At 30.0% G+C, this 13300-nt stretch carries 12 protein-coding genes and 1 pseudogene; 8 read left to right on the top strand and 5 right to left on the bottom strand.

The annotated features are described in order from the left end of the window. Positions 1–40: 40 nt before the first annotated feature. Positions 41–724 (bottom strand): annotated as a pseudogene (locus BUR17_RS12235) (YifB family Mg chelatase-like AAA ATPase); the annotation flags it as partial. A 120-nt stretch (positions 725–844) separates the two neighbouring features. On the opposite strand from BUR17_RS12235, the gene BUR17_RS12230 reads away from it, so the two are divergent. Genes BUR17_RS12230 through BUR17_RS12215 form a run of 4 tightly spaced genes read left to right on the top strand, consistent with a single transcriptional unit; the run spans position 845 to position 5184 of the window. Further along, entirely contained in the window at positions 845–1492 is a 648-nt protein-coding gene (locus BUR17_RS12230) for a TnsA endonuclease N-terminal domain-containing protein (RefSeq protein WP_159437599.1), read from the top strand. Then, entirely contained in the window at positions 1489–3324 is a 1836-nt protein-coding gene (locus BUR17_RS12225) for a Mu transposase C-terminal domain-containing protein (protein WP_084550595.1), read from the top strand. The genes BUR17_RS12230 and BUR17_RS12225 overlap by 4 nt, the downstream gene beginning before the upstream one ends. Next, positions 3312–4208, top strand: a complete 897-nt coding sequence (locus BUR17_RS12220) for a TniB family NTP-binding protein (RefSeq protein WP_074230648.1) — start codon at positions 3312–3314, stop codon at positions 4206–4208. The genes BUR17_RS12225 and BUR17_RS12220 overlap by 13 nt, the downstream gene beginning before the upstream one ends. Continuing rightward, positions 4195–5184, top strand: coding sequence for a TniQ family protein (locus BUR17_RS12215; RefSeq protein WP_074230647.1), 990 nt, complete (start codon positions 4195–4197; stop codon positions 5182–5184). The genes BUR17_RS12220 and BUR17_RS12215 overlap by 14 nt, the downstream gene beginning before the upstream one ends. Here the strand turns inward: BUR17_RS12215 and BUR17_RS12210 are convergent. Beyond that, positions 5174–6865 (bottom strand): hypothetical protein, encoded by a 1692-nt coding sequence (locus tag BUR17_RS12210; protein WP_074230646.1) that lies wholly within the window; start codon positions 6863–6865, stop codon positions 5174–5176. The genes BUR17_RS12215 and BUR17_RS12210 overlap by 11 nt on opposite strands. Before the next feature lie 311 nt (positions 6866–7176). Between BUR17_RS12210 and BUR17_RS12205 the strand changes: the two genes are divergently transcribed. The 4 genes from BUR17_RS12205 (at position 7177) to BUR17_RS12195 (ending at position 10283) form a co-directional block, all read left to right on the top strand. Beyond that, positions 7177–8244 (top strand): helix-turn-helix domain-containing protein, encoded by a 1068-nt coding sequence (locus tag BUR17_RS12205; protein WP_074230645.1) that lies wholly within the window; start codon positions 7177–7179, stop codon positions 8242–8244. Then, entirely contained in the window at positions 8241–8669 is a 429-nt protein-coding gene (locus BUR17_RS12200; RefSeq protein ID WP_074230644.1) for a hypothetical protein, read from the top strand. The genes BUR17_RS12205 and BUR17_RS12200 overlap by 4 nt, the downstream gene beginning before the upstream one ends. 190 nt (positions 8670–8859) lie before the next feature. Continuing rightward, on the top strand, positions 8860–9033 hold the full coding sequence (locus tag BUR17_RS20865) for a hypothetical protein (RefSeq protein ID WP_167594300.1): 174 nt from the start codon (positions 8860–8862) through the stop codon (positions 9031–9033). Positions 9034–9041: 8 nt separating this feature from the next. Next, positions 9042–10283 carry a hypothetical protein gene (locus tag BUR17_RS12195; protein WP_074230643.1) on the top strand — a complete coding sequence of 414 codons (1242 nt, stop codon included), beginning with the start codon at positions 9042–9044 and terminating at the stop codon, positions 10281–10283. Positions 10284–10344: 61 nt separating this feature from the next. On the opposite strand, the gene qatD is transcribed toward BUR17_RS12195, so the two are convergent. The 3 genes from qatD to qatB are packed head-to-tail and all read right to left on the bottom strand — an operon-like array spanning position 10345 to position 13293. Next, entirely contained in the window at positions 10345–11079 is a 735-nt protein-coding gene (gene qatD / locus BUR17_RS12190) for a Qat anti-phage system TatD family nuclease QatD (RefSeq protein WP_074230642.1), read from the bottom strand. A gap of 7 nt (positions 11080–11086) precedes the next feature. Continuing rightward, positions 11087–12418 carry a Qat anti-phage system QueC-like protein QatC gene (gene qatC, locus BUR17_RS12185; protein ID WP_074230641.1) on the bottom strand — a complete coding sequence of 444 codons (1332 nt, stop codon included), beginning with the start codon at positions 12416–12418 and terminating at the stop codon, positions 11087–11089. Beyond that, entirely contained in the window at positions 12418–13293 is an 876-nt protein-coding gene (gene qatB / locus BUR17_RS12180) for a Qat anti-phage system associated protein QatB (RefSeq protein WP_074230640.1), read from the bottom strand. The genes qatC and qatB overlap by 1 nt, the downstream gene beginning before the upstream one ends. Positions 13294–13300: the final 7 nt, after the last annotated feature.

The raw sequence follows: 13300 nt of genomic DNA, 5'->3' as shown, positions 1-13300 counted from the left end.
ATAATGTTAATCTGAAATTTAGTAAATCACTCTTTTTTAATCATACATTCCAAAACTCCCGATCGAGACTTCGGTATTGTATGGCTTCCGAAATATGATGAGACACGATATTTTCAGATTCTTCCAAATCAGCAATTGTTCTGGCAACTTTCAGAATTCTGTCATAGGCTCTTGCTGAAAGATTTAGTTTTTCCATCGCCATTTTAATAAGGTTAAAAGATGCGTCATCTAACTCACAAAACTGTTCTAATTCTTTTGAACCAATTTGAGCGTTATAGCTAATTGGCAAATCTTTGTATCTTTCATTTTGTATTTCGCGAGCAACTAAAACCCGCTTTCTTATGTCTTCACTTTTTTCGCCTTTTCTTTTTTCTGCCAACTGTTCAAATTCAACCTTCTGCACCTCAACATGAATATCAATTCTGTCTAAAAGTGGTCCCGAAAGTTTATTCATATACCGCTGCATTTCTAAAACAGAAGAAGTATTTTGAGGATCATCAGGGAAATATCCACTCGGACTAGGATTCATCGAAGCCACCAACATAAAGCTTGAAGGATAATTTACCGTAAATCTTGCTCTGGAAATTGTGACCTCCCGATCTTCTAATGGTTGTCGCATTACTTCTAAAACCGTTCTTTTAAATTCCGGCATTTCGTCTAAAAATAAAACGCCATTATGAGCCAAAGAAATTTCTCCGGGTTGCGGATAGCTTCCGCCTCCAACTGTAAATTGCATTACTTTTTGATAATATCTAATCCTTTAATCACACTTTTTACAAAAGTAAATGATAATTGAAACTTCTTAAAATAATTTTTAACTTTAATTACACAAAAGATGTTGATTATGAGTCATAAAAAAGTTAGACAAATTGGGTTATCCAATTTAAGTTTAACAGGAAACATATATAGTGCTAAAGGAAATGAAATAGTAAATTTTGAATCCTCATTAGAACGAGATTATATTCATCTTTTAGAATATGACACTAAGGTTTATAAATACTATGAACAGCCATTAAAAATATACTATGGGAATAATCAATATTATGTCCCTGATTTTTTCGTGCAATACCATTCAAAAGATGTAAAAAGCGAACTGATTGAAATAAAATATATAAATGACCTTGTTGAAAATAAAGAAAAATACAAACTAAAGTTTGAAGCAGCACAAGCATTTTGCTCTGATAATGGATTAAAATTTAATATTGTTACCGAAGAGCAAATACGTTATGGTCATAGATTACAAAATGCAAAGTTTCTATTAGGATACAGAAGTCCTAAAGTTGGATTTGATGATGGTCTTATGACGGTTTTAGAAAGAGTTATAGAAAGTCATAAAATAGTTTCAATACAAGAGACTCTTGATTTAGCAATTACTTGCGAAGAGAAAAAAGCTGAATTATTATACGTTTTGCTTCATATGTTATCTAAAAGATATATAAACTTCGATGAAACAACTAAATTAACAATGGATACTCTAATATTTTTAGAATGATGGAAAGAATTTTTATTAGTAAAGGTGAAAAAGTATTGTACAATAGTACTTTATGTATAATCGTAAGAATTATTGATATAGATACGTTATCAATTGAAGAAATTAAAACAAATATCATCCATACCGTTAAAATAGCCGAACTAGAAAGCATTAAAAACTTCAGCGTAAACAACGAAAAAAACCTTGTTTCCTTGTCTGACAAGGAATGGGAAAAAGCACAGCACAGATATAATCTAATCAGTCCAATATTAAAAAACAGGGGCGATTACAAACTGATTTCTTCAATTTCCAAAAACAACAAAATCAGCATTCCAACAATTTATAGATGGGTTAAGATATTTGAAACCTATGGAACAGTTTCGTCACTTGCTGGGAAAAAGAAAAATGGAGGACAAGGAAAGAGTAGATTACCAGATGATTTGGAAAATATTATAGCAAATAAAATACATTCAGTTTATCTTAATCAATCAAAAAAGTCAATAAATAAAACTATAAGAGAGGTGAATTTAGAATGTGATAAATACTCTATTAAGCCACCACATCCCAACACAATCCGTAATAGAATTAAAAATATTTCTGATGAAGAAAAAGTAAGAAAAAGATTAGGAATAAAGGAAGCTAAATATAAGTATGAACCTCACAGAGGCAGTTTTGAAGGTGCACAATACCCATTATCCATAGTACAAATTGATCACACACTGGTTGATATTATTCTTGTAGATGAACAATATAGAAAACCACTGAAAAGACCTTGGCTTACACTAGCAATTGATGTTTATAGTAGAATGGTTACTGGCTTATACCTTTCTTTTGAGCACCCAGGAGCACTGGGTACAGGAATGTGCATAGCCAATTCTATATTACCAAAAGAATCATGGTTAAATTCATTAGAAATATCTGGAGAATGGTCCTGTTGGGGAATTATGGACACTGTACATTTAGATAATGCCAAAGAATTTAGAGGAAATACTTTGCGAAAATCCTGTGCTAATTATGGAATTAATATTGAATTCAGACCAGTTGCTACTCCACATTTTGGAGGACATATAGAGCGTATTTTAGGAACATTTTCGAAAGAGATTCACAATTTACCCGGAACAACTTTCTCTAATATTCAAGATAGAAAGAATTATGATTCGAAAAAAAATGCGTCTTTCACACTATATGAATTTGAAAAATGGTTGGTCACATATATTACTAAAATCTATCATAAAAGAATTCATTCTAGTCTAGACATCACTCCTGAACAGAAATTTAAAAGAGGTATTCTGGGAGGATCCGACGTTATAGGACGAGGAATTCCTCCTAGAATTAATAATGAAAGAAAAGTAAGATTAGACTTCATGCCAATAATTAAAAGAACTATTCAGGAGTATGGGATTGTTATTGATCATATCCATTATTATAGTGATGTATTAAAAAGTTTCATACATGATGCCAATATCAAAGGGGAAAAAATACAGCATTTATTTAGAAGGGATCCTAGAGATATTAGTTGCATTTATTTTTACGATCCACAAAAAAACGATTATTACGACATTCCTTATAGAAATATGTCTTTACCTAAAATATCGATTTGGGAATATCGGGAAATTTTAAAAATAATAAAAAGTAAAAAAATAAAGGTAGATGAAAAATCAATTTTTGAAGCTTACCGAGAATTAGATGAGATAGAAAAAAGAGCTATGAGAAATACAAAAATCCAAAATAGTAAATCTTATAGTAAAAACAAAATACAGACAAAATTAGACGAGGAATCTCTAATACAAAATGAGCAGAAAAATTATAAAGATATTCAACCTTTTGATGACATTGAAGTATGGAACATTTAACAAATAATTTAAAGACTTTCATTGCCAATTCTTCTAGTGAAGAAAGAATACTATATACCAAAGAGTTTAAATGGATAGGCTATACAAAAGCTAAAATCATTTTAGATAAAATGGTAGATTTAACAACATATCCCAAAGGGCATAGAATGCCGAATCTATTGCTTGTTGGAGAGTCAAATAATGGAAAAACTGCCTTACTAAAAAAATTTTGCAGATCACATCAATCATATGTTGATGAAAAAACCGCAAAATTAAAATGTCCTGTATTAATGATTCAATCTCCTCCAGAACCAGATGAAAAAAGGTTCTATAATGCTATATTAAACTCAGTATTGGCACCAACGAAAACATCTGAAAAAATTGAGAATAGACAAAATCGAGTAATACATCTTTTAAAAGAACTTGAAGTTAAAGTCTTAATTATTGATGAAATCCATCACGTTCTTGCCGGCACGATTTCAAAGCAAAGATTATTTTTAAATGTTATAAAATATTTATCTAACGAATTAAACATACCGTTAGTTTGCTCCGGAACAAAACTAGCTTTCAATGCTATACAAACCGATTCACAACTATCAAATCGATTTGAACCTAATATCCTTGTAAGATGGGAAAACAACACTGATTACAAAAGACTTCTAGCAAGTTTTGAAAAGGTACTTCCAATCAAAAAAAGATCGGATCTCATAGAAGATCGGCTATCGAATAAAATCCTTCTGATGAGCGATGGCTTAATAGGGGAAATTTCCAAAATATTAGAGCTCTCAACTATATTAGCTATTAATACGCAAAGTGAAAAAATAACTTTAGAAATATTAAATAACATCGATTATATAGCTCCACAAAACAGAAAAAAAGCTTTTTTTAACAATGGTATATATTAAATCTTTTGATAAAGATATTTTTCCGCTGTATATCGCACCAAACAAGAATGAGTTATTTAGTTCTTGGATAAACAGATTATCTATTAACCATGAAGTTAAAACACAAACTTTTCTTAAGAACTTCTTCCCAAAATCAAGAAGCTATTTTACAAGAGATATTGATATTTTAGCTCCTAATAATTTAATAGAGACAATTAACAGATATACTCCCTTGTCGATCTCACAAATTAATAACCTTTTTTTAAAATCTTTTGAGGGTTATGCCTTCGAAAACATTAATACTAAAACAATAACAATAAATGTTTTACCAATCGGAATAGTTAATAGGTCCAAGTTTAAACACGGTCTCCAAGCTTGCGTTAAATGTTTAAACGAATATAAATATTATCAAAAACAATGGAGACTAAGCTCTTCTATATTATGCCTAGACTGCAAATTATATTTGATTGACAGATGCCCTGAATGCAATCACCCTCTACATTTTTTTAAAATTAATAAAGGAGGAAATAGATTATATCCAGCGAATGGTTTTAAACCATTTAATATTTGTTACAATTGTTTTTTCGATTATTCTTTAATAGACTTAAATCATTTAGTCGTAAGTAATAAATTAGATTTACAATATCAAAAGTATATTAATTCAACTATTAATATTGGATACAACGAATTCACTTCGTATTCATTTTTATTTTTAAAAGTATTTTTAATCATTGCCTCTAGGCTTAGAAGCAATTCACATAAAGGAATATTTAACCAATTTCTTAAAGATATATACCACTTCGATTTAGAAATAATTAATGAAAATATTAGCTTTTGGGATCTTCAAACAAGAATTGAGACTTTTCCACTTGCCTATAAAATACTTAAAGAACAAAAATTTTATGACCAACTTAACCACTATAAAATAGCAAAATCTTATATATACTCTGAAAAGTCTGGAATACCATATTGGTTTGAAAAGAAACTTATTTATTAATTTTTTTATATATAGTGTCACCAATTTTTTGGATTGTGTTTTTCTCTGTAAGTCCATATCTATGGTTAACAGGTTGTAGGACTTCTAAAAACATTTTTTCTCTTATATAGTCACATCTTATTTTCTTATTTTGATAATCCTTACTTAATGTACCGTCGTAAAATATTGAACTCCAGCTAAATTTTACACTTCTATGATCAAGTATTTTAATAAGTTTGCTTAGATTTTTATCGTTCCTTTGTTGTACTGGTATATTTGATAAATTTTCTACTAACCCAATATTCCGATACAAACCTGTTTCAATAATGAAAAACTCCCTATCATTTAATCTAGCGATAGCAATTATGATATATGGTATTTTAGAGTTCTCAGGCTCATAAAATGAGAACTTCTCATCTGCAGAATCATTAATTGTTGCGAAAACAATATTTACTCCCTTTTCCTTTAGATATTCAAGTATTTTCAAAAAAAGATCAGAAGAATTTTCTTGAATAGCAGTATAATCAATAGCTTGAGTATTATTTCCGGTTGTTGTCTGATTACTTAATATTCCATGATCTTCTACTGTATTTACAACCGTATTTCCTTTTATATAATTTTTATCGTTTTGTATTTTCTTGGTTTTTTTATAATTAGGAGAATCTAAGAAGATATCATTATCAACTGCTATCTCTTCAACGCCCAAATTAGGATTTGTAGAGACCGCAGGAGAATCTGATACCAAATCTAATATCTCTTCTCCATCAATTGTTATATTGTCAGTATATGTCTCGGAATCTCCGTGATTGTTTTCAGCTGAACGAGTATCTACAAGTGCTATTGGTTCAATATCTTGGTCATTAATAAAAAAAAGATTATCTTTTTTATTGGGTTCGATATTTAGCAATCTATAGGCGAAAAATTTATTTTTAGCGAGCTTTTGTCCTATAACAGTTGCTTTAATTGGAAAGTTAAATGGTATATTATAGAAGATTTCTCCTGAAAGGTGCCCTCTTTTCTCTTCTTTTTGCTTCCATAATAAACTATAAAAACTATTAATCGCTTTCCTTAATAAATAAATCCCTGTTTTGTTTTCATCTTTATGGGTAAACCAATATTTACCTATAAACTTTGCCTCTTTTTGCCCTATACCGATAGTATTATCAAAAACGAATTTGCTTTCTAGTACATCTCTATTTACAAACCCTTTGTTAAATTTTTCAAAATCTGTAATTATATTAATAACTTTAGTGGAATAGTAGTAGAAAAACTGACTAACCAAGCTTAAAGAAATAAACGTATCATTATTAAAGAGATAATATGCTTTATTATTAATTTGATTAGCAAAAGGGGTATCATTAAAAAACTCTCCACAAGAGCCTACTTTGAAATTTCTATAGTTTGATAAGATAACTTCCCTTTTTTCTATTTTATTATTATTTTTATTTAAATCGCATACAAACTTTCCATTGCAATCATAAATATCTGCGAGTTTAAATTTATTTACAATTTGCTCTGCTATTTCTTCTATGATAATTTCATCTAAACTCCATTCTTCTGAATTATAATAAGCAGATGGATTTACTTTGATAAACTTGATTTCTCTGTATAAAATTTCATCTCTAAAAGTGATCTTTCCAAAATTAAAAAGCATCCAACAATCACCTTCCCTAGAATAACTCTTTATTTTTTTTAAAACCATATTAAATTCATGTTTTGGAAATTACAAAAGTTGAAGATAATAATTTAATTATAAAATGGAAATATTAAAATTGTAGGTCAACCAGCAATAACATAGCTTCAATAACCGGGAAATTCATTATCAAGAGTTCTGCTTTTTGTTGAATTTAAAAGTAATGTTTGTTAAACTAGGTTAGAAAAATCGGTTCTATAACACATAAAAACAACTTGTAAGTTAGGATAATTTTAAAACACATAAACACACAAAATATTATTTTTTTAAAATTATTTGATACATTTGTGTGTTTTTTATATATTTGTAAAAAATTTGACATGAACATAGGAGAAAGAATAAGAGAACTGAGGATAAAAAAGGGGCTATCGCAAGAAGACCTCGCTATCCGTTCTGATTTTTCAAAATCATATATTCAGAAATTCGAAGAAGGGCACAGGGAAATTCGTTCTTCACAACTAGTCCAGTTATCGGGGGCATTGGGAGTAAGTATTCCTGAAATTTTAAATGGAACAAGCTATAGCTCAGATGAATTTACATTGAGAAATATTGAATTTAGAGAAGGCTTTAAAATTAATTTCGACCGAACTTTTTTTGAACGTAAAATTTTAGGAGAATTGCATGGTAAATACAACTCTTATATTAGTTTGGAAAAACTTGTAAACTCAATAATTGTATTTCAAAACCCACTTAAAAATTTTGATCCAATTACTAACAAAAAGCAAGTTGAAGATGCTGCTAAAATTTTGAGAAAAAAATGGAAATTTGAAACTACACCTATTTATAATTTGGTGAGTTTTTTAGAAGATTTAGGAGTTAAAATTTTTGAAGTAAGTGAAGACGAGAGCTTTGCTGGTTTTTCTTGTTGGGAAAAGAATAATCCTATAATTGTCATTAATGTTAAAAATTCAGATATACCAAGAAGGCGATTCACTATTTTTCATGAATTAGCCCATTTGTTGTTAAGATTCGAAGTAAATGAAGAAATGGAAAAGATAGAGCGTTTCTGTGACCACTTTGCCGGGGCAATGCTTCTTCCTTATGAAGCTCTAATGAGCTATATAGGGGATAAATCTAGCATTACACTAGAAGAATTGAAAAGAATTAAAACTATGTACGGAATATCAATATTTGCTATCCTAATTAGAATTTTAAGTTTAGGGCTTATAGGATGGGAAAAGTATCAAGAATGGAAAGATCAGTATGACTCTTGGAAAGATAAAGATATCCCGCATGAAGACACTGAAAGAGTAAGTAGATTCAATTATTTGCTTGCTAAAGGGCTGAATGAAAAATTATTTAGCAAAAGTAAGGCAAGCCAATTATCCGGAATGACAATTACCGCATTAAGCAGAGAATCATTTACCACAGAATTTACATTGAGATGATAGTGCTAAATGACATAGAGCTTATTATGCCATTGCGCTCTTTACAACTTATAAAGAACGGTTTTTTTGGTATTTCTCAACTTTTTTTAACTGAGAATTATTTTGAAACTAATGAAATAATCGCAATAAAAGATTTAGAAAGGAATGGAGATCTAACTGTATTTGATCTTTCAAACGATTTTTATAATTTTTACAATAAGAATCATGATCATCATCCCGAAATAGCAATTACGGACATTTCGTCCGTTTATTATGCCCAAAAATATGGATTAACAGTACTGTCCAGATGTAAGCATGTAGAAAAATTTGCAATCGAGAATAAAGTTAGTTTGTGTGAACCAATTGAAGCTGTGAAAAAAATGAATGCGCAACCGGATCAGATAAATCTTTTAGAATATATAATAACATCTATGATGACAAACTAAAATAACAACTACAAAAAGAAAAGCCTAAATCTAATGATTAGGCTTGTATTGAAGAATAATTTTCTTTTACCTTCTTGATTTGAGACCTCAAAGGTAAATATAATTATACTTTTTTCCAAGATTTTTCATAAAAATTAAATCGTTTTTCTTTTTAAGTTGCTCATTTATAAACAATTATTAAATTTTAATTATGGCAACTAATGCACCAAACGACGGAAGTCGTAAAGGAGCGGTAAAAGACCGCTCTCAAGTTCTAAATCCTAAAACAGGTTTATGGGTAAAGAGAGATACTACAACAGGGCAGTTTATTGACGTCAAAGTATCAAGTCCAAAACCTTTCAAAGGAGTAAAAAAAGAAAAATAATTATTTTTATGAAGCCAGAGTTTTTTCAAAAAACAGTACAGCTTAACCCTGAAAAAAGTACGGGAAAGCTAAGAGTTAGCAAGTTATGTGAATTAATAGATTCCCATCCTTATAGGGATGAAATTTATAGTTCATTTAAAATTAGTGAAATTCAAGATGAGATTATCTGCATCGATTACATTGATCTTGTATATGAAAGAGTTAAATATTATAATGAAAATTATAATAGATCCTTTATATATGCTCAAGTAAAGGACATTGATGTTTACGACGATGAACAGATCATTGAGGGAGAAATAAATACAGATATAATTTTCAATTTTGAAGAATATGTCGAAATCGATGAAGTAAAGAATAATCTCCGTACAATTGCTATTTATGATGCAAAGAACACTTTTTTGGATAGTTATGAGATGACAAAATATGCTAATAACCTTTTTAAGATTAGGGAGGGCGCATTGGCAAGACAAAACATTCAATATTTCAAAGAAAAAGCTAAGACTAATTCTAAAGTTAATAAACATAAAAGTTATAGGCTTGTAGAATATAATAGTCAATTTTATTTACGAGGAATTACGTCAATAAATAAATATTTTGAATATGGTGTTGATTTTACCTTTGTGGTAAGTATGCTGATTTTACATCAGAATATGAAATATAAAGATGGAGTCGAATATACAATAAGAAGCGCTGCATTAAATGAATCTAAACTTGATATAATTGTTTCTGAGAAATTCTTGAAAGATGCCGGAGCCTTCGGTAGCATTTCAACAGCGGTTAAAATATCTACAAATGACTTAGGGCAAGGCTCACTTAGCTTTTCTAACATTCTCAGTGTAGGTAGAATTGAAAAAGGTTTTTTTATATATAGAAGAAAATCCGAAGTTGAAAAAAATAAAGAGATCATTCCACATACAACAAAACCAGAAAATGTATTCTCTACGTTTAATAATATGGAAGGAGTCTTGAATACGAGTGACGAATTCATACAAGAACTGAACGAAATCAAGTCAATAAAAACGCCTGATGAGCTTAGAGTCAAAATCTTAGCTAAAATTAAAAATCCTCGAAGTGCTCTGAAAGGTATAACGAAGCTTTCAGATATTTTTAAACGTAAGATTGATAATGAAATTTCAAGTTTTGCAAAGCTAATTGAGATGTGTGAAAATGCTGAGGACTTGGAAATTGAGTATGATTTAAAAGACAAATTACGTTATATAATCTCCGACATAATGCTTTATGGAGGTTAAAAGGAAATCCATTGTAATTCAACTACAATGGATTTTTTGTTTAGTTTTAATAAGATTTGTGTCAGTGTTTAATTGACAAAACATTTTTAAAATTATCAAGTAACTTTCCCTTTAATATTTCTGACTGGAATTTCTTTACAGCACTTAACTCCTGAATAAGAAATTCTGCATTGTATGGAATTTTGCTACTTCTATCAACTCCTATAAATGGACTATCGGACTCCAATAACAATCTGTCTTCTGGTATGTTTTTTATAATATTTAAACCATTCTTGGACTTCAGCATAGCTGAATTTATTGAAAAATAAAAGCCATAAGATAGAGCCGTCTCTAATTCTTTTAAAGAACCAGAGTACCAATGTAAAATAACAGTCCCAGGAAAATTATTGCCTAAAATTGATAAAACTTCCTTTTCAGCCTTTCTTGAATGAATGGTTAATATTTTATCCCCTTTGTCAGCACATGCAAAAATGATTTTTTCAAAAATCTGCTTTTGCTTAGTGAAATCATCAAATGATTTTTTTTGATTATCTAATCCAATCTCACCTATATATCTAGTCTCGTTAAGATACTTAAGAAACAATTCTAACTGATCACCAAATTTAAAAACTAATTCTGGATGATAACCTAAGGCGGGACGAATATATTTACATCCTTCACACAATTTTTGTGTATGAAAAAAAACTTTTGGAAGGTTTGTTACAGCTATTGTATAAACCTGCCTTTTTTCAATATTTTTAATAAGTGAGTGTGGATCTTCAAATAAGTCCAAGTGGAAATGAGTATCAAATAACATTAAGCATTTAACTGTTTAAAAATTGTTCAACTTCTGACATACCCCTTTGATAAACTGATATGTATTCATTTAGTTCATTTAAAGTGGAGTAAGGAATAGGACCTGATCTTATAATTTGCAAAGCTAGTGAATGTTCATTATTAATGTCTGATAATTTTTCTAATCCTATCTTAAATGCACGATAATCAGAACCTTTTTTATATTTTTGAGACGGAACCGATTCTCTCACATCTCCAATTGCATAGGATGTGAAAATTTCTCCAGTTTGATACTCGGATGCTTGACGAATTATGCACGGAACACAATATCCACAATTAAGAGGTTCTCTTCCTAAAAACCTTCCATTTTCTGGATGGGAACATGACATTGTTATGGCAATATGTTCTTTTAAAAAGTCAATATCTTCACATTGCAATATCATTTCACCTTTAGTTTTAAACCTATAAGGATTTTCAATTTTATTGTTTATTCCTAATTTTTCAAATATACTATTTAATCCATCCACAAAAAACGGATGGGTAGTTCTTGTACTGTGGCTACTAAATCTTGATTTTGTAAGAGGTATATTTAGTGAAATAAGACCATTTTCTGGAAGAACCATCTGAATCCCATCATCAATACTATTAGCAACAGCAACCCCAAGTGTTATAAATAAGAAGGAGCGAGCTCTTGAAGAGTTCTCTTTTTCTGCTGTAGAGTTTTTTTGATTTGGCTGTACCCAAAATTTTTGAGATTTAAAACTTGTATTGCCAAACTGAGCTTTTAAAGCTCCTAAAACTTTATCTTGAATTTTGCTTTCAGAAGTTTTGTGATGACTTACAAAAAAAGGTATTTCCCCATTTGATAGAAGATCTATTGCTCCAATAAATGAATCTAGACCACCTGAAAGTAATGATACTTTTGTAATACCATTTGGATTTCTATTTTCTGGCAATACAAAATCTCTAATTTCTTCACTCTGTCTAAATACAAATTCCCATTTATCTCCACTTAAAAAGCTTAAATATTTGTTGAACTCTTCACTTACAGCATCCCAAATTTCAAAGTCTTGTACTGGAAAATTGACAATAAAATATCTAGACCATCCTTGAAAACCATTATTCTTTCTTGATACAACCTGATCAATCGTGTATATGGCAAGGGCAAAATTTAGTAAGTCATAAATTACATTATTGGGTACAAGACCTGAATGACTTAGATCTCTTAATATATTTTCCTTGACCATTCTATTCACATCTGTATGATCAAGCTGAATTTCCAGCACATCTTCTTGCTGATCTTCAGCATATTGAAAATCATCAGAGCTATGTATTTTTACTATTATATTTTTTGTTTTCATTATTCAAGAGTTGAGTATGCAGTTTGAAAAATTTCTTCTATTATTATATAATTCACACGATCATTTAAATTAAATGTTTCAATTGGAATATCTCGATATCTCTCAATTGTCTCAGCTTGAATAAAATCTTTAACTTGTATTTCTAAATTTATAACTTCTCTTTCTGTAACATCACCTCTTTCAATTGCTCCCCCAAGCTCATACATCCATTTATTAAAAATATAGTTACTAACAAACTCAATAAGTGTATCTTTTATTTGTTCTAGATTTAATTGGCTTACACTTGTAAAATCGCTTCCTTCTTCTTGCATTTTCCCATACAATGAGTCCAAGGTCGATATAAGAGCTTCACGTGCTATAGCTTCATCATTTGTAGCTCCAATTGGTGCTAATGCGTTAGCTATTGCTATACAAACCTCTTCCGAGGTTCTTCCAATAAACTCATCTATTCCGAGCCCCTGTAAAGCATTTGTTATTCCTCCTTCAGCTATACTTCCTAAGAAGTTCGCATAATTTTTACCTGTTATTACACCTTGCACAGCGGCTCTTGTTGCTCCTCTACTTCCGCCTAAACTGTTTACATAGTTTCTGCCAGCCTTTCTAATTGATGCTCCAGATCTTGCATTTGACAGTCTAGTTAGAGCCCCTTTAGATTTCCCCCAATCTTTGGATTGATTCAATGGATTTATTTGCTCTAGAGTTTCATCTTGAGATTGTCCTTCTTGCTGATCATTATTTGCAGTATCCGTTTCAAGATCATTATTTTCGGTTTCCTGTTGTTCATTTTGCTCTCTTTCCGGTGGATTAGAATTAAACCAATCAGGTAAAAGTGGTGGAGATCCTGTTGGTCCCCCGTTTGAAGCTGATGTTCCCATGATTTAT

The organism is Chryseobacterium scophthalmum (assembly GCF_900143185.1).
GTDB classification, from domain to species: domain Bacteria; phylum Bacteroidota; class Bacteroidia; order Flavobacteriales; family Weeksellaceae; genus Chryseobacterium; species Chryseobacterium scophthalmum.
This window is presented reverse-complemented; position numbering and strand designations above follow the sequence as displayed.

What these genes read in the sequence shown, in the direction of transcription:
- BUR17_RS12230 (WP_159437599.1), top strand. Translation starts at nt 845, where the DNA reads ATGAGTCATAAAAAAGTTAGACAAATTGGGTTATCCAATTTAAGTTTA.
- BUR17_RS12225 (WP_084550595.1), top strand. Translation starts at nt 1,489, where the DNA reads ATGATGGAAAGAATTTTTATTAGTAAAGGTGAAAAAGTATTGTACAAT.
- BUR17_RS12220 (WP_074230648.1), top strand. Translation starts at nt 3,312, where the DNA reads ATGGAACATTTAACAAATAATTTAAAGACTTTCATTGCCAATTCTTCT.
- BUR17_RS12215 (WP_074230647.1), top strand. Translation starts at nt 4,195, where the DNA reads ATGGTATATATTAAATCTTTTGATAAAGATATTTTTCCGCTGTATATC.
- BUR17_RS12210 (WP_074230646.1), bottom strand. Translation starts at nt 6,865, where the DNA reads ATGGTTTTAAAAAAAATAAAGAGTTATTCTAGGGAAGGTGATTGTTGG.
- BUR17_RS12205 (WP_074230645.1), top strand. Translation starts at nt 7,177, where the DNA reads ATGAACATAGGAGAAAGAATAAGAGAACTGAGGATAAAAAAGGGGCTA.
- BUR17_RS12200 (WP_074230644.1), top strand. Translation starts at nt 8,241, where the DNA reads ATGATAGTGCTAAATGACATAGAGCTTATTATGCCATTGCGCTCTTTA.
- BUR17_RS20865 (WP_167594300.1), top strand. Translation starts at nt 8,860, where the DNA reads ATGGCAACTAATGCACCAAACGACGGAAGTCGTAAAGGAGCGGTAAAA.
- BUR17_RS12195 (WP_074230643.1), top strand. Translation starts at nt 9,042, where the DNA reads ATGAAGCCAGAGTTTTTTCAAAAAACAGTACAGCTTAACCCTGAAAAA.
- qatD (WP_074230642.1), bottom strand. Translation starts at nt 11,079, where the DNA reads ATGTTATTTGATACTCATTTCCACTTGGACTTATTTGAAGATCCACAC.
- qatC (WP_074230641.1), bottom strand. Translation starts at nt 12,418, where the DNA reads ATGAAAACAAAAAATATAATAGTAAAAATACATAGCTCTGATGATTTT.
- qatB (WP_074230640.1), bottom strand. Translation starts at nt 13,293, where the DNA reads ATGGGAACATCAGCTTCAAACGGGGGACCAACAGGATCTCCACCACTT.